The organism is Alishewanella agri BL06 (assembly GCF_000272005.1).
Taxonomy (GTDB): Bacteria; Pseudomonadota; Gammaproteobacteria; order Enterobacterales; family Alteromonadaceae; genus Alishewanella; species Alishewanella agri.
Map to the genome: position 1 here is coordinate 11,659 of NZ_AKKU01000010.1, position 21,454 is coordinate 33,112.

The 21,454-nt window shown below is 51.0% G+C and carries 20 protein-coding genes; 5 read left to right on the forward strand and 15 right to left on the reverse strand.

The window, feature by feature from the left end; translation table 11 throughout:
- Positions 1 to 54 precede the first annotated feature (54 nt).
- The 5 genes from AGRI_RS03940 to sdhC all read right to left on the reverse strand — a co-directional run bounded on the left by AGRI_RS03940 (position 55) and on the right by sdhC (position 6,188).
- Positions 55 to 2,865: a 2-oxoglutarate dehydrogenase E1 component gene (locus AGRI_RS03940; RefSeq protein ID WP_008983712.1), complete on the reverse strand. Its 2,811-nt coding sequence runs from the start codon at positions 2,863 to 2,865 to the stop codon at positions 55 to 57.
- A gap of 100 nt (positions 2,866 to 2,965) precedes the next feature.
- A complete protein-coding gene (locus AGRI_RS03945; RefSeq protein WP_008608256.1) occupies positions 2,966 to 3,685 on the reverse strand; it encodes a succinate dehydrogenase iron-sulfur subunit in 720 nt (239 codons plus the stop codon).
- 14 nt (positions 3,686 to 3,699) lie between these two features.
- Positions 3,700 to 5,472 carry a succinate dehydrogenase flavoprotein subunit gene (gene sdhA / locus AGRI_RS03950; RefSeq protein WP_008983713.1) on the reverse strand — a complete coding sequence of 591 codons (1,773 nt, stop codon included), beginning with the start codon at positions 5,470 to 5,472 and terminating at the stop codon, positions 3,700 to 3,702.
- Positions 5,473 to 5,820 carry a succinate dehydrogenase, hydrophobic membrane anchor protein gene (gene sdhD / locus AGRI_RS03955; RefSeq protein WP_008983714.1) on the reverse strand — a complete coding sequence of 116 codons (348 nt, stop codon included), beginning with the start codon at positions 5,818 to 5,820 and terminating at the stop codon, positions 5,473 to 5,475.
- Positions 5,811 to 6,188: a succinate dehydrogenase, cytochrome b556 subunit gene (gene sdhC, locus AGRI_RS03960; RefSeq protein WP_156411334.1), complete on the reverse strand. Its 378-nt coding sequence runs from the start codon at positions 6,186 to 6,188 to the stop codon at positions 5,811 to 5,813. Before sdhC ends, sdhD begins: the two co-directional genes overlap by 10 nt.
- Before the next feature lie 364 nt (positions 6,189 to 6,552).
- Here sdhC and gltA point away from each other — a divergent pair, with 364 nt between their 5' ends.
- From gltA to AGRI_RS03975, 3 genes are all read left to right on the forward strand, one after another.
- On the forward strand, positions 6,553 to 7,830 hold the full coding sequence (gltA, locus tag AGRI_RS03965) for a citrate synthase (protein ID WP_008983716.1): 1,278 nt from the start codon (positions 6,553 to 6,555) through the stop codon (positions 7,828 to 7,830).
- Positions 7,831 to 7,972: 142 nt separating this feature from the next.
- Positions 7,973 to 9,187: an aminotransferase class V-fold PLP-dependent enzyme gene (locus AGRI_RS03970; RefSeq protein WP_008983717.1), complete on the forward strand. Its 1,215-nt coding sequence runs from the start codon at positions 7,973 to 7,975 to the stop codon at positions 9,185 to 9,187.
- 2 nt (positions 9,188 to 9,189) lie between these two features.
- Positions 9,190 to 9,633 (forward strand): SufE family protein, encoded by a 444-nt coding sequence (locus AGRI_RS03975; protein ID WP_008983718.1) that lies wholly within the window; start codon positions 9,190 to 9,192, stop codon positions 9,631 to 9,633.
- A gap of 1 nt (position 9,634) precedes the next feature.
- Here AGRI_RS03975 and tcdA read toward each other — a convergent pair whose 3' ends face one another.
- The 7 genes from tcdA to AGRI_RS04010 all read right to left on the reverse strand — a co-directional run bounded on the left by tcdA (position 9,635) and on the right by AGRI_RS04010 (position 16,948).
- A complete protein-coding gene (gene tcdA, locus AGRI_RS03980) occupies positions 9,635 to 10,429 on the reverse strand; it encodes a tRNA cyclic N6-threonylcarbamoyladenosine(37) synthase TcdA (protein WP_008983719.1) in 795 nt (264 codons plus the stop codon).
- On the reverse strand, positions 10,429 to 11,145 hold the full coding sequence (locus AGRI_RS03985) for a pseudouridine synthase (RefSeq protein WP_008983720.1): 717 nt from the start codon (positions 11,143 to 11,145) through the stop codon (positions 10,429 to 10,431). The genes tcdA and AGRI_RS03985 overlap by 1 nt, the downstream gene beginning before the upstream one ends.
- A complete protein-coding gene (gene kdsB / locus AGRI_RS03990) occupies positions 11,138 to 11,890 on the reverse strand; it encodes a 3-deoxy-manno-octulosonate cytidylyltransferase (protein WP_008983721.1) in 753 nt (250 codons plus the stop codon). The genes AGRI_RS03985 and kdsB overlap by 8 nt, the downstream gene beginning before the upstream one ends.
- Complete coding sequence (locus AGRI_RS03995) at positions 11,878 to 12,075, reverse strand: Trm112 family protein (RefSeq protein ID WP_008983722.1); 198 nt, start codon at positions 12,073 to 12,075, stop codon at positions 11,878 to 11,880. The genes kdsB and AGRI_RS03995 overlap by 13 nt, the downstream gene beginning before the upstream one ends.
- Complete coding sequence (lpxK, locus tag AGRI_RS04000) at positions 12,050 to 13,048, reverse strand: tetraacyldisaccharide 4'-kinase (protein ID WP_008983723.1); 999 nt, start codon at positions 13,046 to 13,048, stop codon at positions 12,050 to 12,052. Before lpxK ends, AGRI_RS03995 begins: the two co-directional genes overlap by 26 nt.
- Positions 13,045 to 14,772, reverse strand: a complete 1,728-nt coding sequence (msbA, locus tag AGRI_RS04005; protein ID WP_193353425.1) for a lipid A export permease/ATP-binding protein MsbA — start codon at positions 14,770 to 14,772, stop codon at positions 13,045 to 13,047. The genes lpxK and msbA overlap by 4 nt, the downstream gene beginning before the upstream one ends.
- A gap of 82 nt (positions 14,773 to 14,854) precedes the next feature.
- Positions 14,855 to 16,948, reverse strand: coding sequence for a ComEC/Rec2 family competence protein (locus AGRI_RS04010; protein WP_237713019.1), 2,094 nt, complete (start codon positions 16,946 to 16,948; stop codon positions 14,855 to 14,857).
- A gap of 121 nt (positions 16,949 to 17,069) precedes the next feature.
- Between AGRI_RS04010 and AGRI_RS04015 the strand changes: the two genes are divergently transcribed.
- Entirely contained in the window at positions 17,070 to 17,600 is a 531-nt protein-coding gene (locus AGRI_RS04015) for a DUF2062 domain-containing protein (RefSeq protein WP_008983726.1), read from the forward strand.
- Here the strand turns inward: AGRI_RS04015 and AGRI_RS04020 are convergent.
- From AGRI_RS04020 to AGRI_RS04030, 3 genes are read right to left on the reverse strand one after another with little or no spacing between them, the layout of a single operon-like run.
- Positions 17,597 to 18,835 carry a lipoprotein-releasing ABC transporter permease subunit gene (locus AGRI_RS04020; protein WP_008983727.1) on the reverse strand — a complete coding sequence of 413 codons (1,239 nt, stop codon included), beginning with the start codon at positions 18,833 to 18,835 and terminating at the stop codon, positions 17,597 to 17,599. The two genes, AGRI_RS04015 and AGRI_RS04020, sit on opposite strands and share 4 nt — an antisense overlap.
- Positions 18,835 to 19,512, reverse strand: a complete 678-nt coding sequence (gene lolD, locus AGRI_RS04025) for a lipoprotein-releasing ABC transporter ATP-binding protein LolD (protein ID WP_008983728.1) — start codon at positions 19,510 to 19,512, stop codon at positions 18,835 to 18,837. The genes AGRI_RS04020 and lolD overlap by 1 nt, the downstream gene beginning before the upstream one ends.
- Positions 19,505 to 20,704 (reverse strand): lipoprotein-releasing ABC transporter permease subunit, encoded by a 1,200-nt coding sequence (locus AGRI_RS04030; RefSeq protein WP_008983729.1) that lies wholly within the window; start codon positions 20,702 to 20,704, stop codon positions 19,505 to 19,507. Before AGRI_RS04030 ends, lolD begins: the two co-directional genes overlap by 8 nt.
- A gap of 109 nt (positions 20,705 to 20,813) precedes the next feature.
- On the opposite strand from AGRI_RS04030, the gene AGRI_RS04035 reads away from it, so the two are divergent.
- A complete protein-coding gene (locus AGRI_RS04035; protein WP_008983730.1) occupies positions 20,814 to 21,392 on the forward strand; it encodes a PilZ domain-containing protein in 579 nt (192 codons plus the stop codon).
- Positions 21,393 to 21,454 lie beyond the last annotated feature (62 nt).

A 21,454-nucleotide genomic window follows, 5' to 3' on the forward strand; every position in this document is an offset into this window, starting at 1 on the left:
TAACGGTTGGTCTTATCAGTTATAACAGCCCGCCACAGCGGGCTGCAAAGCGTTTTATTTCAGGGTCAGAGCGTCATTTACCAGCGCTTGCTGCTGCTTGTTGTGTACCGACAGGTAACCAACCGCCGGTGAAGACGAGGCTTCACGACCGGCATACGTCAGCTTAGCGCCTTGCGGAATAGCGGCCCAGAAGTGATGCTGACTGCAGTACCAGGCGCCCTGATTTTGCGGCTCTTCCTGACACCAGACGAAATCAGTCACATGCTGATAGGCTGCCAGCGCTTGCGCCATTTCCTGATGCGGGAATGGATACAGTTGCTCAACCCGGATAATTGCCACGTCTTTCTGCTCGCGCTTACGCCGCTCTTCCAGCAGTTCGTAGTACACCTTACCGCTACAGAACACCACGCGTTTCACATCGGCCGGGTTCAGCTCATCAATCTCACCAATCACATTATGGTAGACGCCTGACGCCAGCTCTTCCAGCGTAGAGGTTGCCAGTGGGTGACGCAGTAACGATTTTGGCGACATCACGATCAGTGGCCGGCGCATTGGCCGCACCATCTGCCGACGCAGCATATTAAATACCTGAGCCGGTGTGGTTGGCACACAAACTTGCATATTGTGGTCGGCACACAGTTGCAGGAAACGCTCTAACCGGGCGGAAGAGTGCTCCGGGCCCTGACCTTCATAACCGTGTGGTAATAACAACGTTAAACCACAGAGACGGCCCCACTTCTGCTCGCCTGAGCTTAAGAACTGGTCAATGACCACCTGGGCACCGTTGGCGAAGTCACCAAACTGACCTTCCCAGATCACCATGGCGCGAGGTTCTGCCGTGGCATAACCATATTCAAAGGCCAATACTGCTTCTTCAGACAGCGCCGAGTCGTAGACCTGGAACACACCCTGCTTTTCATCAATATGTTCAAGCGGTGTGTAGGTACTGGCATCAGTTTGACTGTGCAGTACCGCATGGCGATGGAAGAAGGTACCACGACCAGAATCCTGACCAACAATCCGTACCCGGCTGCCTTCGGCAACAGTAGAAGCATAGGCCAGAATTTCAGCAAAGCCCCAGTCGATTTTCTTCTCGCCTTTTAGCATCAGGGCGCGGTCTTCGTAAACCCGACCAACCTGACGTTGCAGTGTATGAACGGCTGGTACCTGGATCGCCTTTTCACCCAGCGCGACCAATTTCTCCACTGGTACACTGGCGTCGTACGGACTATCCCAATCTTTATTCAGGTATGGCGTCCAATCTACAGAAGTGGGAGCCATTGGCCGTAATTCTTCAACAACGCAATCACCTTTGTCCAGGGCATCGCGGTAACCATCGATCAGCGCCTTTACTTCTTCCGCTGTAACAATGCCTTCTAACTGCAGTTTCTCAGCATAGATTTCACGCGGTGTCGGATGCTTCTTGATTTTTTGATACATCAGCGGCTGAGTTGCATTTGGCTCATCCGCTTCGTTGTGACCATTACGACGGTAACACACCAGATCAATCACTACATCGCGTTTAAAGGTGTTGCGGTAATCAACAGCCAGTTGCGCCACCAGTACCACGGCTTCCGGATCATCACCATTAACGTGGAAAATTGGTGCCTGTACCATCTTAGCAATATCGGTACAGTAAGGTGTAGAGCGCGTGTCTTCCGGGTTAGAAGTGGTAAAACCAACCTGGTTGTTAATCACGATGCGGACGGTGCCACCGACTTTAAAGGCACGGGTTTGCGACAGGTTAAAGGTTTCGGCTACCACACCCTGACCGGCAAACGCAGAGTCACCGTGAATAGTAATTGGCAGAGCCAAAGAGCCGTCAGTGCAACCACGGCGATCTAAGCGGGCACGCACTGAACCCAGCACGACCGGGTTAACAATTTCCAGGTGCGACGGGTTAAACGCCAGAGCTAAATGGACGATACCGCCTTTGGTTTCAAAGTCAGACGAGAAACCCATATGGTATTTCACGTCACCGGCACCGACCACTTCGTATTTACCGGCAAACTCGTCAAATAGCTTCGACGGGTTTTTACCCAGTACGTTAATCAGCGTATTTAAGCGACCACGGTGCGCCATACCAATAACAGAGTCTTGTGCGCCCTGCTCACCGGCACGGTGGATCATCGCTTTGAGCATCGGGATCATGGCATCGCCACCTTCCAGACCAAAGCGCTTGGCACCCGGGAATTTCGAACCTAAATATTTTTCCAGGCCATCAGCAGCGACCAGACCTTTTAAAATCTGTAGCTTGGTGGCTTTATCAAAACGTGGTTGTGACTGAATGCTTTCCAGACGTTGCTGGATCCAGCGTTTTTCATCAGTCGATACGATATGCATATACTCAGCGCCAATAGAGCCGCAGTAAGTGCGCTCCAGGGCTTTATGCAAATCGCCTAATTTCATCGTTTCCTGACCGGCAGCGAATGATCCAACATGGAACTCGGTATCGTAATCAGCTTCAGACAAGTCATGGAACGACAACTCCAGATCACGTACCCGCGGCTGTTTCCACAGGTTGAGTGGGTCGAGATTGGCATGCTGGTGACCACGGAAGCGATAGGAGTTGATTAATTGCAGTACCTTAACCTGACGACTGTCGGCACCGCTGCCGCTGTTAACCACCACCACTTCACGGTGTTTGTTTTTAGCGAGTTCAGCGAACTGTTGCCGGACATCACTATGCCGGGTTTCGAGATCGACCCCATCGATTTTTGGTAACTTGGCGAAGAATTCGCGCCATTCGTCACCAACACTGGTGGGCTCTGCTAAGTAGGATTCATAGAGTTCATCCACATAGGCCATGTTACCACCGCCAAGATGTGAAGACTCTAACCACGCCTTCATTACACCTTCGTGCATTTAGTTTCCCTTATTTCTGAGCACCTGGAAAAAGTAGCAAAAAAACTGCCGTGCTGCATGCAGCGCGGACAGTTTCAGTTAAATACTAAAAAAGGGCGCATTACAGCGCCCGGTTTAACAACATCGATTTGATCTGTCCGATAGCTTTGGTCGGGTTCAGCCCTTTTGGACATACGTTGACACAGTTCATAATACCGTGGCAGCGGAACACGCTAAAAGCGTCATCTAAATCATTTAAGCGTTGTTCAGTCGCAGTATCGCGGCTGTCAGCCAGGAAGCGGTACGCGTGCAGCAAACCAGCCGGGCCGATAAACTTATCCGGGTTCCACCAGAACGACGGGCAAGAGGTTGAACAACAAGCACATAAAATACATTCGTACAGGCCGTCAAGTTTAGCACGTTCTTCCGGCGACTGCAGGAACTCACCGGCTGGTGGTAACTTGCTGTCGTTGATCAGGTAGGGTTTTACCTTCTCATACTGGGTATAGAACTGGCTCATATCCACCACCAGGTCACGGATTACCGGTAAACCTGGCAGCGGGCGCAGCACAATCTTACCGCCTTTTAGGCCGACAGCAGATAACGGCGTGATACAGGCCAGACCGTTTTTGCCGTTCATGTTCAGACCGTCTGAACCGCAAACCCCTTCACGGCAGCTGCGGCGGAACGACAAAGTTGGGTCCTGCTCTTTTAACTTTAACAGTGCATCCAGCACCATCATATCCCGGCCTTCCGGGTTATCCAGCGTGTAATCCTGCATGCGCGGCGCTTGGTCGACATCAGGGTTATAACGATAGATGGAAAATACTAACTTCTGCATCGTTGTGGCCCCTCTTAGTACTTACGTGCTTTTGGCGGGAAAGCTTCACGGAACTTCGGTTCCAGATTCACTTTACGCTTAAACATAGATTCAGTATCCGGTGTGTAAACGCTGTGGCATAACCAGTTTTCATCATCACGATCCGGGAAGTCGAAACGGGCATGGGCACCGCGGCTTTCGGTACGGAAGTTCGCCGCTACCGCTGTTGAGTAAGCCGTTTCCATCAGGTTGTCCAGCTCTAAACATTCGATACGCTGGGTATTGAAATCTGAGCTCTTATCATCCAGACGGGCAAACTTCAGCCGCTCGCGAATTTCTTTTAACTGTTGCAGACCTTCAGCCATGGCTTCACCTTCACGGAATACCGAGAAGTTGAGCTGCATGCAGTTTTGCAGGTCTTTCTTAATTTGTACCGGATCTTCGCCCTGACCTGGTTTGCTGTCTTCCCAGCGGCGGGTGCGGGCTAAGGCGGCATCAATATCGTCTTTGGAGGCGGCGCGGGCTTCAGCAGTTGCGGCCAGCGCTTCGCCCAGGTGTAAACCTGTGGCGCGACCAAATACCACTAAGTCTAATAGCGAGTTACCACCTAAGCGGTTAGCACCATGTACCGACACACAAGCAATCTCACCACAGGCGAATAAACCCGGAACTATAGCCTCTGAACCGTCAGCTTTTGGTGACACTACCTGACCGTGGACGTTAGTTGGAATACCACCCATCATATAGTGACAGGTTGGAATAACCGGAATTGGCTCTTTTACCGGATCAACGTGCGCAAAAGTACGTGACAATTCACAAATACCTGGCAGACGGCTTTCCAGCACTTCTTCACCTAAGTGATCCAGTTTCAGCTTGATGTGTACGCCCCAAGGGCCATCACAGCCGCGACCTTCACGGATTTCGGTCATCATGGCGCGGGCTACCACGTCACGGCCGGCTAAATCTTTGGCGTTTGGTGCATAGCGCTCCATAAAGCGCTCGCCATCTTTATTCAGCAGATAGCCACCTTCACCACGGCAACCTTCGGTTACCAAGGTACCGGCACCGGCAATACCGGTTGGGTGGAATTGCCACATTTCCATATCCTGCAGCGGCACGCCAGCACGCAGCGCCATACCAACACCGTCACCGGTATTAATGTGGGCGTTCGTGGTCGAAGCATAAATCCGGCCGGCACCACCGGTCGCTAACACGGTCGCTTTGGCTTTGAAATAGACAATTTCGCCGGTCTCAATATCAATCGCCGTACAACCAACGATAGCGCCATCCTGGTTTTTCACCAGATCTAAGGCATACCACTCGGAGAACACCTGAGTGCGGTTCTTAACGTTTTGCTGATATAAAAGGTGCAACAAAGCATGACCGGTACGGTCAGCAGCAGCGGCAGTACGGGCAGCTTGCTCACCACCGAAATTCTTTGACTGACCACCGAAAGGACGCTGATAAACGCGGCCGTTTTCAAAACGTGAGAACGGTAAGCCCATGTTTTCCAGCTCGGTAATGGCTTCCGGGCCGGTTTTACACATGTATTCAATGGCATCCTGGTCACCGATATAGTCCGAACCCTTAACGGTATCGAACATGTGCCATTCCCAGTTATCTTCATGGGAGTTACCCAGTGCTACCGTGATACCGCCCTGGGCAGACACGGTGTGCGAACGGGTTGGAAACACTTTAGACAATAAGGCGCACGTTAAACCAGACTGGGTAATCTGTAGCGCCGCACGCATACCTGCACCACCGGCACCAATGACGATGGCATCAAATTCTCTTACTGGAATAGTCACTTAAGCACCCCACAACACAAATAAACCCACTGCCACATAACCGAAGGCAATCACATAAAGGACAAACTGCAATACGGCGCGCAGTCTGGCGCATTTCACGTAGTCAGTCAGTACCTGCCACAAACCAATACGGGTGTGGATGGCAATTGAGATCAGGGCGAGTAAAGTGAAGACTTTCATCAGTGTATTGGCAAATAACCCCTGCCATACTTCGAAAGTAACCTCTGGGGTAAAGAGGAAGAAACCTAAGATAAATAAGCTGTACAGTGCCAGTACAATAGCGGTGGCACGCAGCGAAACGTAATCCTGAACGCCGTCGCGTTTCAGGCTAGCCTGATTCAGAACCATACCCATACTCCTGCTAATACTGCTAATACAATCCACAAGCCGATTGTGATTTTGGCGCTCAGGTTACCGGAATCTAATTCCTCCCAATGGCCCATATCCATAATCAGATGGCGAACGCCACCCAGCAGGTGGTAGGTCAGTACAGTAATCGTACCCCAGGCGATAAATTTCGCTAAATGTGAATTTAGCAAGGACTTAACGTAGTCAAAACCCTCAGCACTTTGCAATGAAATCGCCCACGCCCAAATCACAAACAGCAGCGCGAAAAACATTGCAACACCGGTAACCCGGTGCAGGATGGAGGCTTTGGCAGTCGCAGGTAGAGAGATAGTCGATAAATCGAGATTTATTGGTCTTTGCTTTTTCACAGTTACTTGCCCATCGATGCCCGTGTAGAGCGTAGTTGTCATTATTGTCGCTGTAAAACCAGTGACATCCCAACGCCAATATACTCTTTATGCCCGAAGCTGGTTCAGCAAAAAAGCTGGTGTCAGGTGAACTGCTTTTACGCCGCCAATAGTATATATTTCATGAACCGCTATTACAATTTTTGTTTGGTTTTACACGGAAAATTCCGCAGGTGGAAATTTACATAAATCGTCACTGCGGGCAATACGACTAGAGTCGAATACTTATTCAACGATTAGTCTTTAGAATTGACTTTCAGGTGTGGTTTGCGAGTAGAATAGCCCAAACCCTAATATCCGATACTACAACAATAGGAGAAATCCAATGGCAGATAAAAAGGCCATCGTGCAGATTGATGGTAAGACCTTCGAGCTCCCCATCTATTCTGGTACGGCTGGCACTGACGTAATCGACGTACGTACTCTCGGGGCACAGGGCTACTTCACTTTCGACCCGGGCTTTATGGCTACCGGCTCCTGTGAATCGAAGATTACTTACATCGACGGCGACAACGGCGTACTGCTACACCGTGGTTATCCGATTGAGCAACTGGCTGATAAATCAAACTATTTGGAAACCTGCTACCTGTTGTTAGAAGGTGAACTGCCAAATAAAGCGCAGTACGAAGATTTTACGCACACCATCACCCGTCATACTATGGTGCATGAGAAAATCGCCGCTTTCTTTCAGGGTTTCCGTGTTGATGCGCACCCAATGGCGATGCTGTGTGGTGTGGTAGGCGCAATGTCATCTTTTTACCACTCGGACTTAGACATCAATGATCCGATGCAGCGTAAACGCAGTGCGCATCGTTTAATTGCCAAGTTGCCGACCATCGCGGCGATGGCGTACAAGTACACTGTGGGGCAACCATTCGTTTATCCACGTAACGATCTGAGCTACTCAGAAAACTTCCTGCATATGATGTTTTCAGTGCCAGCCGAAGAGTACAAAGTCAGCCCGGTACTGGCCAAGGCCATGGACCGCATCTTTATGTTGCATGCTGACCACGAGCAAAACGCGTCAACTTCTACCGTACGTTTAGCCGGCTCATCAGGTGCTAACCCTTATGCTTGTATCGCTGCCGGTATCGCCTCACTGTGGGGCCCGGCGCACGGTGGCGCTAACGAAGCCTGTTTGAAGATGTTGCAGCAAATCGGTTCAGTTGAGCGGATCCCAGAGTTCGTCGCCCGTGCCAAAGATAAGAATGACTCTTTCCGTCTGATGGGCTTTGGTCACCGCGTCTATAAGAACTTTGACCCACGCGCTAAGGTGATGCGTGAAACCTGTCATGAAGTACTGAGCGAGCTGAACATCAAGGATCCATTGCTGGATGTAGCAATGGAGCTGGAGCGCATCGCGCTGTCGGATCCGTACTTCATCGAGAAAAAACTGTATCCAAACGTCGATTTCTACTCAGGTATTATCTTAAAAGCCATTGGTATTCCAACCAGTATGTTCACCGTGATTTTCGCTATGTCACGTACTGTTGGCTGGATTTCACACTGGGACGAAATGCTGTCAGATAAAGGCCACAAGATCGGCCGGCCACGTCAGCTCTACACCGGTTATAACGCCCGCGATTACGTTAGCAAGCGTTAAGTTAGTGCGGTTGTCCCCTCCTGTTAAAAGCGGCTGTTAAGGCCGCTTTTTCGTTTTTGCATTTTTATGCAACGCCAAGGCTGCTGAAATTGCAAAAAAACGGCATAATAATGCCCTTTTAAACTGTCGGACGCCCTTGAACATGGCTGCTTTTAACCCGCTGGAGTTTCGTCAGCATTTTCCGTTCTTTCAAAGCCAGCCAGACTGGATCTATCTCGATAATGCGGCAACCACCCATAAGCCGCAACAGGTTATCGCCGCCGAGTTGGCGTTCTATCAGCAAGCCAACAGTAATGTGCATCGGGGTGCGCATCAGCTCAGTCAACAAGCCACCGCCCTGTATGAAGATGCCAGAGAGACTGTTAAGTCTTTTCTGAATGCCCGCTACCGGGAAGAGATTATTTTTACCAGTGGCACCACAGCTGCGTTTAACCAGCTGGCCTTTGGTTTGATGCACAGCCTGTTAAAACCTGGCGATCGCATTTTGATCAGTACCCTGGAGCATCACGCTAATATCGTACCCTGGCAATTACACTGTTTAACACAGGGTGTCATTCTGGATGTAGTGCCTTTAGACTCACAGCTAATGCCAGATCTTGAGGCTTATCAGGCCTTACTGGCTCTCAAACCCAAAGTCGTCAGCCTGACACAGGTTTCCAATGCGCTGGGGCATATTCTGCCGCTTCAGCAAATGCTCAGTGCTGCCAAGGCTGCCGGCGCCATTACAATCGTCGATGGTGCTCAGGGCATAGCCTGGCAAGTACCGGATCTACAGCAGTATCCGGCAGATTTTTATTGTTTTTCCGGCCACAAACTCTATGGTCCTACCGGTATCGGCGTGCTCTACGGTAAAACAGCGTTGCTGGAACAACTTAAGCCATTATTAGGTGGTGGCGAAATGATCAGTGAAGTCAGTTTTCAACAGAGTAGTTTTGCTGCCCTGCCCGCCCGTTTAGAGGCTGGTACACCTAATATTGCCGGTGCGATCGGGCTGGCTACTGCCATTCGCTTTTTGCGTCAGTTTGACGCTAAGCTAATAAATCAGTATAAAGGCAAGCTATTACAACAATTTGCCGATGGGCTTGCTGCGATCCCCGGTTTACGATCACTGACTCAGGTGACGCAGAGTGCGGGTATTTTGAGCTTGCAACTGCTTAACGAACACCCGAATGATCTGGCGGTGTTGTTAAACGAGCAAAAAATCGCTGTGCGGGCGGGTAGCCATTGCGCTATGCCATTATTTGCCAGTTTGCAGTTACCCGGCGCCGTACGTTTTGCTTTTGCGCCTTATAATCTGCCGACTGAGGTTGAGAAAACCCTAGAGGCTTTACAGGCAGCTACTGATATTCTGAGGTAAGGATGTTACAACAACTTATTGCCGATACCGCCAATGGCTTACAGCAGATCTGTCAGCATGAGTTGCCGTTACTGCAACAACCCGCGGATTGGCAAACTAAGTATCGTTTGTTGATGCAGTTAGGTAAAAAATTACCCGCCCTGCCAGAAAAAATGCGTCAACCCGAATACCTAGTACGCGGCTGTGAAAGCCGTGCCTGGTTGTTGCATTATCAGGACCCGGTAAGCGGTAAACATTTCTTTGTGCTGGACAGTGAAGCCCGTATTGTTAAAGGCTTACTCGCAATTATGCTCTGCTTTGTTAATGGTAAAACCAGCGCTGAACTAACCGATGTCGAGCTGAGCCGGCATTTTGATGCGCTGAATCTGCGGCCCTATCTCAGCCAATCACGCGGTAATGGTTTAAATCTGATGTTGCAACGGATCCAAACCGTTACCAGTGCGTGATTCAATCTCCGGCCTGACTTTTGCGACTGAGTTTAATCAGTAACCTTGATACCGCTGCCAGACCAAAACTGGCAGTAACCACGGTTGCCGCGCCAAAACCTCCTGCGCAATCCAGCCGCATTGCGCCACTGTTATCCGGCTTCTGCTGACAAACTGTGCCATCGGCAGCAGGATAGCGTAGTTGCTCGGTAGAAAACACGCAATCTACGCCAAAACGACGCTTCGGATTACGGGTAAATTGATGGTCGCGCCGCAACATATTGCGTACTTTCGCTAACAGCGGATCATTAAAAGCCTGCGTCAGATCGGCGATTTGTATTTGTGTTGGGTCCAGCTGTCCGCCGGCGCCGCCGGTAGTGATTAACGGAATTTTACGCCGCTTACACCAGGCAATCAGTGCAGTTTTCGCCTTAACTGAATCAATAGCGTCTAACACGTAGTCGACTGGTCTCCCCCCCAACAACTCGGCCAGATTATCCGCCGCGATAAAGTCGGCTACCTGATGCACCACGCAGTCCGGATTAATCTGCCGGATCCGATCCGCCATTACTGCGACCTTATCCTGGCCAACAGTGCTGCTAAGTGCGTGTAATTGGCGATTAATATTACTGACACAAATATCATCCAAATCAATCAACGTCAGTTCACCAATACCGGAGCGGGCCAGCGCTTCAGCCGCCCAGCTACCAACCCCACCAATACCAATCACAACCACATGCGCCTGCTGAAAATGCAGCAAGGCTTTTTGACCATACAACCGGGCGATACCGGCAAAACGGGTTTGATAATCTGACATTACTGATCCTGCTCTGCATCAACCACAGCCAAAGCGGGTGCCGCTGGCCAGGGTAAACTAATCGGGTTCTGCCAAGCAGTTGGCAGCCCCATTTCGAATAACTGTTGAAAATACGCACCATGATCTGGCCAGCACTGATACTGATAATGCTGGCCAAATAAACTAAAACTCAGTGCACAGGCATGCAGATAGACTCGGTCAGCCGAGGCGCCGCCATACAGGCTGTCACCCAGGATCGGCGCGCCGACACTTTTCAATGCAACCCGAAGTTGGTGGGTTTTACCGGTATAAGGCCGTAGTAAAAAAGCCCGAAACGGCGCATCCTGATAGCCCTGACTGACAAAATAGGTAACAGCCGGAGCCGCACCGGCTTCAGCCAGACGCCAGGCTCCACGCCGTGCCGGTTGCATCGCACCTTTTACCCAGCCTTGTTTTTTCTGCGGTTTAGCCGCACTTAATGCCAGATAACATTTAGTGATCTGTCGACTGGCGAACAACTGAGTTAACGCCGCCGCTCCAGCTGGCTGACGGGCAAGAATGAGCAAACCTGAAGTCACTTTATCCAGGCGATGCACAGCATAGAGTTTTTCAGCAAACTGGGCTTCCGCCAGCGCCACCAGTCCGGGGCCCTGCTCGGAGTGAAAACTGAGGCCCGCGGCTTTATTTAACACCCAAAACTGCGGCGTTTCAGCGATAACGGAAAAGGCGTTAAGCATGGTGCTCGGTGTGGGCAATAGCGCGTGCTAAATCTTCCGGTGTATCAACACCCATCGCCGGAGGCACACAGGCATCCGCGACATGAATACTTTCCCCCTGCCACAACACCCTTAGCTGTTCCAGCGCCTCAATTTGCTCCAACGTGGAAACCGGCCAGCTGACATAATCCTGAATAAAGCCGGCACGATAGGCGTAAATGCCAATGTGCCGCCGGTAATGTTGGCTTAGCGCTGTCCGAAATGCCTGGTCACGGTCAAACGGGATCGCGGCGCGGCTAAAATACAAGGCATAGCCCTGACGATCGGTCACGACCTTGACGATATTCGGGTTACCGATTTCTGCAGCGTCAGCAAGGGGGACTGCCAGCGTCGCCATCCGCGCTTTCTGTTGTGCAGCCAGGTTGCCGGCAACCTGGTCAATCAATTGTGGTGGGATAAAAGGTTCATCGCCCTGCACATTAACCACCACCATATCAGCAGCCAGCCCCAGTGTCCTGACCACTTCAGCCAGCCGCTCGGTACCGGAATTATGGCTAGCCCGGGTGATACAAACTTCACCGCCAAAGCCTTCGACATGTTGCCGGATCCGCTCATCATCGGTTGCGACTAAAACGCGCGCCGCGCTACTTTGCTGCGCCTGCCGGTACACCCGCTCAATCATGGTTTTGCCGGCGATCTGTGCCAGCGGTTTGCCCGGTAAACGACTACTGGCGTAGCGTGCCGGAATGACCACTACGAACGCCATTTTTCACACTCTTCAGCAGATAACACCACCGCTTCATTGGCCAGCAACACCGGAATATTATTACTTAAGCGGTAGGCCAGACGGTCAAAGGTACAAAGCAGGCGCTGCCCGTCTTTGTCGTACTTTAGTTTACCTTTACAGACCGGGCAGGCCAGAATATCAGTCAGTGCCGGATTGAGTGCCATAACGACTCCGTAATTGTTGCAATAAGGTAGTTAGTCGTGTTGTCGCAGCCAAATCGGGCTGCGCCACAACCGGTAAATAGTGCCAGTCGGCTTTGGCAAAGGCGCGGCATTTTACCGCATCTTTTTCGGTCATCAGTAATGGACCGGATAACATATTAAAATCGTCTGCCTGAAATGGATGGTGATCAGGCCAAAAATGACAATGCTTAATTTTAAAGCCTGCCAGTTCAGCCGAGCGGCGAAAACGCCCCGGATTACCAATACCGGCCACCAACTGAATTTCGGTATCGGGTTCCAAGGGCGGGGCATCAGGTAACAGTGGCTCAGCCTTACCACTTTGTAGCGTCATACCCGCATGCGCCAGCGCCGAATAACCACTGTTCGCAATCACCAGATCGACACTGGCCAGGCGTTTCGGCAATTCCCGCAACGGACCGGCAGGCAGCAACCAGCCATTGCCTAATCCGCGTTGCGCATCCAGTAACACGATTTCCAGATCGCGGGCTAAGCGGTAATGTTGCAAACCGTCATCTGAGATAATTAAATCGACCTGCGGCCGTTTTTGTAACAAAAACCGCCCGGCAGCAACCCGATCCGGCGACACCACTACCGGGCAGCCGCTGCGCTGCGCTAACAAGAGTGGTTCATCACCAACCAAAGCGGCGTTATCCAGCTCGGCCACTAAACGCGGCGCTTTAACTTTGCCACCGTAACCGCGGGAAATAATGCCAGGGGTATAGCCTTGCGTCCGCAGGTAATCACACAACCATAGGGTAAAAGGCGTTTTGCCGGTACCGCCTACGGTAATATTGCCAACAATAATCACCGGTACCGGCAGGCGTTCGGTTTTTTTTAGTCCCAGGCGATATAACAAGCGCCGTCCGGCACTAAGTAAGTAAAATAGCCCGCTTAAAGGCAGCAGTAACGCGCACCAGCGGTGTTTTTGATACCAACCCTGTTCCAGCACGTTCATTTTTCGCTGCCAAATTGCAATTTATGTAAGGACGCATAGGCACCGTCAGCGGCCAGTAATTGTTGATGGGTCCCCTGCTCCAAAATCCGGCCCTGATCCATCACGATAATCTTATCGGCTTTCTCAATGGTCGACAGGCGGTGTGCAATAACGATACTGGTGCGGCCCTTTAACAATACATCCAATGCTGCCTGAATTTTGCGCTCCGATTCAGTATCTAATGCCGATGTCGCTTCATCCAGGATCAACACCGGCGCTTGACGCAACAGTGCTCTGGCGATAGCAATCCGCTGGCGCTGACCACCGGATAAGCTGACACCATTTTCTCCGATCTGGGTATCCAGGCCATCCGGCATTTTCTCGGTAAATTCCAGCACATGGGCCTTTTCTGCAACGTCCATTAATTGTTGCCGGCTTACCGGCGTTGCCATGCCATAACAGATGTTATTAGCGATGGTATCGTTAAATAACATCACGTGCTGCGATACCACCGCAATTTGGCTACGCAATGAGCTACGGGTGTAGCTTTGAATGTTCTGACCATCCAGTAAAATCTCGCCCTGCTCTACCTCGTAAAAACGTGGCAATAAACTTGATATCGTCGTTTTACCACTGCCAGAGCGACCAACTAAGGCTACCGTCTGCCCGGCTTTTACCTGAAAGCTAATATCGTTTAGCACCTGCTGTTGATGGCCCGGGTAATGAAAACTGACATGACTAAACTCAATCTCCCCCCGGGCATGCTGAAGTTGGCGCTTGCCTGTTTCCTGTTCCGTTACCTGATCCATAATATGAAAAATACTGGCTGCTGCCGCCAGACCACGTTGAAATTCGCTATTAACCGTGGTCAGCTGTTTTAACGGTTTTAACATCATCACCATTGCCGTGACGATGGAAGAAAAGATACCTGGCGTCAGGGTATCCAGCATCTCGGGTTGACTGGCCATAAACACCACGAACGCCAGCGCGAAGGAGGCAATCAGTTGGATAACCCCTGAGCTGATGGCAGAGGTCGCATCCATCTTGACCCCTTGCAACCGGGTTTGATTATTCACTACAGCAAAACGCTGATCTTCCAATTGCTGGCCACCAAATGACAGGATCACTTTATGGCCATTGAGCATCTGCTCCGAAGCCGTGGTAACACCACCCATTGCCTGCTGAATTTTATGACTTAATTGCCGGAAGCGTTTAGAGACCAAACTGACGATAACCGCGATAATGGGGGCGATAAGAAAGAAAATCAGTGACAGTTGCCAGCTATACCAGAACATCACCACAATCAAACCGACAACCAAAGCGCCATCGCGCACCAGCACAATCAGAGCCTTGGTCAGTGATTGTTTAATTTGTTCGGCATCATAAGTAATTTTGGAAATCAGTTCCCCGGTCGAATGCTTGTCATGAAAGCTGACCGGTAACCGCATCATATGGGCGAACAGCTGCTGCCGCATATCCTTGACGATCTGGTTACCAACCCAGCTCATACAATAGGTGGCGGTAAAATGAAAAATACCGCGCAAAATAAACATCACAATCACCACCAGTGGTGCGTAGCGCAAAAAATCGGTATCTTTCTCTTGAATACCCCGATCGATAAAGGGTTGTAGCGATGCGATAAAACCTGCATCGACCGCAGAATAGCCAATCATACCGACGATAGCGGCAATAAAACCCACGCGATAGGGTTTCAGGTAACCCAGTAAACGACGGTAAACCGCCATGCTAGTAGCGTTATCTGACTGCAAAATAAGCACCTTTTTTATTATATCGCGCTATTCTAGCGCGTTCTGATCCGAGTTTCAGCTACTGCGTTGGCTTTTCTGTCCAGCGCGGCCAGCGGCGTTGACGCTCAGTGTGCAACCTGAAGTATTGCGGTTGAAACTCGATACTCACCGCGCCCTGCTCGCCGCTATGGTGTAAGGGTAAGTTTAGTAAGCCAAGCCGCGGCCGCACGGCTTGCACCGGATACGGATGCGCGCCCGCACTGTTAGCCGCCAGCAGCAGCTGTACCGGCGCCAGCTGTTGTAAAAATGCCAGACTATTGGCGGTGGCGCGACCATAATCCGCCAGTAAGTACCAATCAGCGGTCAACTCCGGGTAAGCTAACAGTAATTGCCGCTCGCTGTGCACGCTCAGTTTACCGGGCAATAGCAGCTGCCAGCCATTTAGCATTATCGTCAATACGCAAGGATCTTGCTCTGGTAACCGCCAATGCCGGACTGTAGTCGTGTAAGCCGCCGCTAACTGTTCACAGCTGGAAGACTGCCCTGTTGCTGCCGCGGCCGTGTACAGCTGTAGCTGCGGATAAGCTTGCCGCAACGTTGCCAGCGCGGGTTGCATCTCACGCTGATACGCCGGCACCACCACTGCATCCAGCCCCGATACCCGATAATAAGCCAGTAAAGGCAGTATCTGCTGTTGCAACAGTGCCTCGCTTCGTTCCACAGGTAAATCCAGATACAACAGCGTTAAACCGGCTTGGCGTAACAGCAACACCGTACTTTGCCCGCTGTCTAATAAAGTCAATTGTGCCGAACTCAGTTTAGCGGGTAATACCGCAAACAACATGGTAGCCGATAGCAATGCCAGAACACTCGCTTTGGCGCGAACTACCAGCACCGCTACGACCAACAACAACAGCAGGCATGCCCCAACCATTCCCAAATATGGCTGACTCCACCACAGATCAAGATCTGCGCTTAGCGTCAGCCAATAATTTAAAGGTCGCAATGCATAATCACTGAGCTGCCATAACACCCCGGCAAAAGGCAACCCAGTAAGATAGTACAGCAGACTCATTAACAGTAATGGTATCGCCAGCAAGGTACACCAGGGCACAAACAGCAGGTTGGAAAGCAACGCCAAACCACTAAAACCGGAAAAAAATGCCAACGTGAGTAGCGCCATTAAACTGGTTAACAACAGATGAAAACGAAAGAAATAGCGACAGCGCTGCCAAAACTTTCGCGGTGCCGGCCCCAGGCGCCAGAGCAGCAATAAAATCAGCGCTACCGCTGACAGGGATAACCAAAAACTATAACTTAACAACCAAAACGGCTGCAGCAGCAATAAACTGCAGCATAAGAGTCCCCAATAGCCGGCAGGATTAGCCGGTCTGAGTAGCAAGCGGCCAAGCAAAACAATCAGCAGAGCCAAGGCGGCCCGTAAGGTGGGGATCGCGAAGCCTGCCAACCAGGCATAAGCCAGTGCCGGCAATAAAGCCAATAACATGGCCAGATTCATCGCCTGACGCAGACCGCAACGGCGCAACAGCCAGCTTAGCAGTAACAAACTCCAGCCATAAACCAAACTGATATGTAAACCGGAGATCACCAACAGATGCCCCAGACCACTGGTGCGTAACCCTTGCCAGAGTGTGGCATCAAATTCACGTTCACCGCTGACCAGTGCCCGCATTAATACCGCCGTATCCAGTGCGGCATACTGCTGTTCAAGTTTAAGTAGCAAAGCTTCGCGCATCGGTTGGGTTTGCCGAAGCTTGATAGTCGGCTGGCTGGTGTTGACATAGCCGTGTGCCACCACCTGATTCAGTAATGCCCGTAATTCGGGATTTGGGCTGCCGGGGTTAAAACGACCAGAGGGTGCTTTTAATCGCAATGCCAAGCGCCAATGCTGGCCGGTTGCCAGTGCGGGAGGCTGTTGCCAACTGACCTTGAGCCGATATCCTGCCGCCTTACCGTTAAGCAGTTGCAACAATACCGTACTGTCGGTGCTACGCTGCTGTACGTCGAGGAGCTTAACCTGATAGAAATCCAGACTATTTTGCAGTACCAGTTGCTGTGCCTGATGGTACTGCGTCAGCTGCCAATGCCAGCTGGCTAAAAAGCCACAACACCCCAGTAATAACCCATTTCGCCAATAAGCGGCCTGGATCACTAAGAGTGCAAAAATTATTGTAAAAAATGCTGGCAGAAGCGGCAAAAATAACGACAATAGACAACCAGCCAGCACACCGTAACAGATCCTGTGCATATTTACTTTATGTAAATGAGTTGTAATGCCAAAGAAAACTATTAAGAAATATTTACCATCTCCGGAAAAAATCAAGCAGATGAGGATCCTCAGCCTGTTTGGTACCATGCTGCACGATGGCAATTTATGGCATCTGAACCGCCGCTCGGCGCGTGGTGCCTTTGCGGTGGGCTTGTTTTGGAGTTGGATGCCGTTACCCTTTCAGATGGTATTTTCGGCGCTGGTGGCGGTGCCGTTGCGAGTGAACTTACCGCTGTCGGTGGCGTTGGTTTGGATTTCGAACCCTCTGACCATGCCAGTAATGTTATATCTGAGCTATTTGATTGGCACAGTGGTGCTTAAGGCGCCGGTGGAACCCTTTGCCTTTGAAGCAAGTTTTGCCTGGCTGTGGTATAGCATGACGACCATTGGTAAACCCCTGCTAACCGGGTGTTTTTTGATGGGACTGGCCTCCAGTATTGCCGGCTATTTCGCCATTGACTGGTTGTGGCGCCTGTCTATCCGCAAAGAAAAGTTGTCACGCTTACTCAAACGCAGTAAACAGCCAGCGGATTAACGCTGGCCAAGTACCCGCGCCGGATCCACTTTGCTGGCCCGATACGCGGGATACAACGTCGACAAAATACTCAGACCAAGTGCTAACAGCACCGTGACTAACACATCCTGCCACTGCAATAACGATGGAATGAAATCAATAAAATAGATACTAGGATCCAGCAAAGAACGGCCGAGTAGCTGGGTTAGTGACGCGAAAATCGGCTCGATAAACAGTGCCAGCAACACGCCACTAAAGGCACCAAATAAGGTGCCCACGACACCATTTAACGAGCCCAGTAACATAAAGATCCGGATAATTGCCACCGGCCGCATCCCCATCGTCAATAAAATCGCAATATCGGACTCTTTCTCCCGTACTGCCATCACTAATGTTGCAACAATATTAAAACACGCAACAGCGATAACCAGCGACAGTACCAGGTACAAAATCGCCCGCACCATCTGAATATCCTGATAAACATGGCCCTGGCTGTTAAACCAGTTGCGGATATACACATAGTCTTCGGTCTGCTGTCCGAGTTGTCGCGCCAGTTGTGGTGCGGCGAAGATGTCATCAATTCTGAAGGCCAGCCCCTGCACAGCCCCGGCTGGCATCTCCAGAAAGCCATTCAGTGCCTGTAAGTCGATCCAGGCCTGACTGTAATCCAGCTGACCACCCATGGCGACAATCGCACTGATCTGCAATAAGCGGTTAGAATAGCTCGCCAGACGACCATCGGCGGTAAAGCGCGGCAGCATTAATTGCACCTTATCCCCCACCGCTACCTGTAATGCTTTGGCGATGCCACTACCCAGCACTAATTGCTCAGCGTGCAATACGTCAAGCTCGCCGCTTTGTATATAGTTAGCGAAATCACTTATTTGCCGCTCTTGCTGTAGGTCCACTCCTCTGAGCTGTACTGCTTTAACCTGATTGCCACTGCGCAACATGCCATTCGCCTTGATATAAGGCGCGCCAGCGACCACTCCTGGTACAGCACTAAGAGCAGGTAATTTCTCGGGCCAGTTTTCCAGCTGATTTGACACCGCTTCCAACTCGACATGGGGGATCACTGCCAGCAACCGCTGTTTGAGCGCTTGTTCAAAGCCATTCATCACTGACAAGGCTAAAATCAGAATAGCCACCCCAAGCGCAATGCCCAGGGTGGAAGACGCCGAAATAAAACGGATAAAACCACTGGTGTGCCGGGTAGAACGATAACGACGGGCCAGTTGCCAAACCAGACTTTGCATCACAGCGGCTCCAACCTCCCGTCTGTCATCAGATATTGTTGATCGAGCCGGCTAGCCAGCTGTCGATCATGCGTTACTACCACAAAACTGGTTTTAAAATCCCGGTTCAGCTGTCGTAACAGCTGATAAATCGCTTCAGCCGTATGCTGATCCAGATTACCGGTCGGTTCATCTGCCAATACCAGCGCCGGTTTGGTGACTAATGCCCGGGCGATTGCTACCCGCTGCCGCTCGCCACCGCTTAGTTCTGAAGGTTTATGTTTTAGCCGGTGCGAAAGCCCGACTTTTTCTAACAAGGCACTGGCTTGCTGCTCGGCCTCTTTGCCTGCCAGGCCGCGGATCCGTAGCGGCATGGCCACATTCTCCAGCGCCGTGAAATCCATCAGTAAGTGATGAAATTGATAGATAAAACCCAGCTTGTCATTCCGTAACGCTGCTTTGGCATTTGCCGACAGTTTCGACACCTGTTGCCCGGCCAACAGCAGTGAGCCACTATCAGCCTGATCCAAAGTTCCCAGAATGTGTAACAAGGTACTTTTACCAGAGCCAGAGCTGCCGACGATGGCGACCATTTTGCCAACCGGCACGTCCAGTTCAACCTGTTGTAATACCTGAGTGACCTCGGCACCATCGCGATAACTTTTATTGATACCGCGGGCTTCTAATACATTATTCATCACGCAAAATTTCCGCCGGATTAATTTTCACTGCCCGCCAGGCGGGATACAACACTGCTGCCAGGGTCAGCCCCAAAGCACTGGCAAAGATACTGCCAATCTGGCTAACGTCCATCACAATCGGCAGTTCAGGTACGCCGGCGACCTGCACGCCGAATAAGGTTAACAGATTATTCAGTTGCCAGCTGCCAAGCACGCCCAGCACGACGCCGAGTAAGGCGCCCACTATTCCGTTGAACATTCCTTGTACGGCAAAGACTAAAAACAGCGCCCGATCCGTCATCCCCTGGGTTTTCAGGATGGCAACTTCGGCTTGCTTTTCCGTCACCATCATCACCAGCGCAGAAACGATATTAAACGCCGCTACTGCGACAATCAGTAACAGCATTAACCACATCATGGCTTTTTCCATCGCAACGGCAGCAAACAACTTACCATGACTATCACGCCAGTCGGTAACCGAGCTAAAGCCCGGTTCCTGACTTAACCGGGCTGCCAACAACGGAGCCTGAAACGGCTCCTGTAAACTGATGCGGTAACTTGGCTCGCGCTCATTAGCGGGTAACAACAGTTGCAGATCGCCTTGTGCCGTCACGGCGAGCACTTCATCCACTTCTGAGCCGGTATCAATAAAGCCGGCGACGGTAAATAAGCGTTGCCGTGGCATCCAGCCAAGCGGTGTGTAATTGCCACCACTGGCAAGCAGCACCCGGATTTGCTGCCCAAGACTCACTTCAAGCTGCTCGGCAAGCCCGCGTCCCAGCATAATGCTGTAACGCTGACTGAGCAGACTCTGCCAGTCTCCCAACAATAAAGATTGCTGTAAAAAACCCGGTAATGCGTCCGGATCCAGCCCCTGTAACATCACTGCTGTCAGCTGTCGGGGGGACTGTACTAAAGCCTCGGTTTGTAATAGCGGCGTGATATCGGTTAGCGGATATTGCCGGGATAAAGCCGGTTGCCAACTTTCGGGCGGCTGCTCGGTTTTTACCAGCACATGAGGTATTACCCCGAGAATGCGTTTTTTCAGTTCAGCTTCAAAGCCATTCATTACCGAACTGACTATAGTTAATGCCATCACCCCAAGCAGAATGCCCGCGACGGAAAACAGCGTAATAAAAGAAATAAAGGCGTTACCTTTGCGGCTTTGACTGTAACGTAATCCAATGTAGAGACTGACTGGCAGATGCATGTGATAATTCAGGACTTTATCCCGGTTAGATGATAAATTAGCAGAAAAAGTGGTGCCGATAATAGAGAGTATTCGGCACAATAACAAGCGGCAGCCCGAGGTAACCTTTATGCAAACCGAATTAGACCAGTTAAACGAAGCCTTTGTGCAGTTTTTTAAGGTCGAACACGCTATTGCGATCAATGTGTTGCCGTTGGCTGGCCCGCTTCCCGATGAAGCGACCTTTGTTGCCGCCATTCCGGAGCCTTTTCTATTGGCCGGCAATATGGGACAGCTAAATCTCAATTCGCTACGTTCTTTGCAGCGCCTGGGCGAATTGGCGGAGGAACTGGCTAACTATTTGCAGCAGCAAGCCCGGAAACTCGATTTACTGATGCATTATGTGATCCGGCAACAGGACTTGCCGGAACATCGCTATATTACGCAGAGTTACGGTGGTGCCGGCCTGACCTTTTTAGCGAAATCTCAACTGCTCCCTTTGACCGTTACTGAACTGAAGCTTTTTCTGGCGGATAATGCCGGCGCAGTTTTTTGTTATGGCCAGGTCCTCAGCAGTGAGCCGGTCGGCGACAACTTCCTGACCAAAATCGTTTTTATGCAAATCCGCGACGAAGACCGCGAATTACTGGTACGCGCCAGCCTGCAGCAACAAGCCCGGCAGCTGAAACAAAAAGCTGCCGAGCGTTGAACAAATTCTGCCATAACGGCGTAAGCCATTGCGGCCAAGAACAACAACAGGTTTTAATTCTT

Coding starts and splice junctions, on each gene's coding strand:
- AGRI_RS03940 (WP_008983712.1), bottom strand. CDS start 2,865: ATGCACGAAGGTGTAATGAAGGCGTGGTTAGAGTCTTCACATCTTGGC.
- AGRI_RS03945 (WP_008608256.1), bottom strand. CDS start 3,685: ATGCAGAAGTTAGTATTTTCCATCTATCGTTATAACCCTGATGTCGAC.
- sdhD (WP_008983714.1), bottom strand. CDS start 5,820: ATGGTTCTGAATCAGGCTAGCCTGAAACGCGACGGCGTTCAGGATTAC.
- gltA (WP_008983716.1), top strand. CDS start 6,553: ATGGCAGATAAAAAGGCCATCGTGCAGATTGATGGTAAGACCTTCGAG.
- AGRI_RS03970 (WP_008983717.1), top strand. CDS start 7,973: ATGGCTGCTTTTAACCCGCTGGAGTTTCGTCAGCATTTTCCGTTCTTT.
- AGRI_RS03975 (WP_008983718.1), top strand. CDS start 9,190: ATGTTACAACAACTTATTGCCGATACCGCCAATGGCTTACAGCAGATC.
- tcdA (WP_008983719.1), bottom strand. CDS start 10,429: ATGTCAGATTATCAAACCCGTTTTGCCGGTATCGCCCGGTTGTATGGT.
- AGRI_RS03985 (WP_008983720.1), bottom strand. CDS start 11,145: ATGCTTAACGCCTTTTCCGTTATCGCTGAAACGCCGCAGTTTTGGGTG.
- kdsB (WP_008983721.1), bottom strand. CDS start 11,890: ATGGCGTTCGTAGTGGTCATTCCGGCACGCTACGCCAGTAGTCGTTTA.
- AGRI_RS03995 (WP_008983722.1), bottom strand. CDS start 12,075: ATGGCACTCAATCCGGCACTGACTGATATTCTGGCCTGCCCGGTCTGT.
- lpxK (WP_008983723.1), bottom strand. CDS start 13,048: ATGAACGTGCTGGAACAGGGTTGGTATCAAAAACACCGCTGGTGCGCG.
- msbA (WP_193353425.1), bottom strand. CDS start 14,772: ATGGCGGTTTACCGTCGTTTACTGGGTTACCTGAAACCCTATCGCGTG.
- AGRI_RS04015 (WP_008983726.1), top strand. CDS start 17,070: ATGCCAAAGAAAACTATTAAGAAATATTTACCATCTCCGGAAAAAATC.
- AGRI_RS04020 (WP_008983727.1), bottom strand. CDS start 18,835: ATGCAAAGTCTGGTTTGGCAACTGGCCCGTCGTTATCGTTCTACCCGG.
- lolD (WP_008983728.1), bottom strand. CDS start 19,512: ATGAATAATGTATTAGAAGCCCGCGGTATCAATAAAAGTTATCGCGAT.
- AGRI_RS04030 (WP_008983729.1), bottom strand. CDS start 20,704: ATGCATCTGCCAGTCAGTCTCTACATTGGATTACGTTACAGTCAAAGC.
- AGRI_RS04035 (WP_008983730.1), top strand. CDS start 20,814: ATGCAAACCGAATTAGACCAGTTAAACGAAGCCTTTGTGCAGTTTTTT.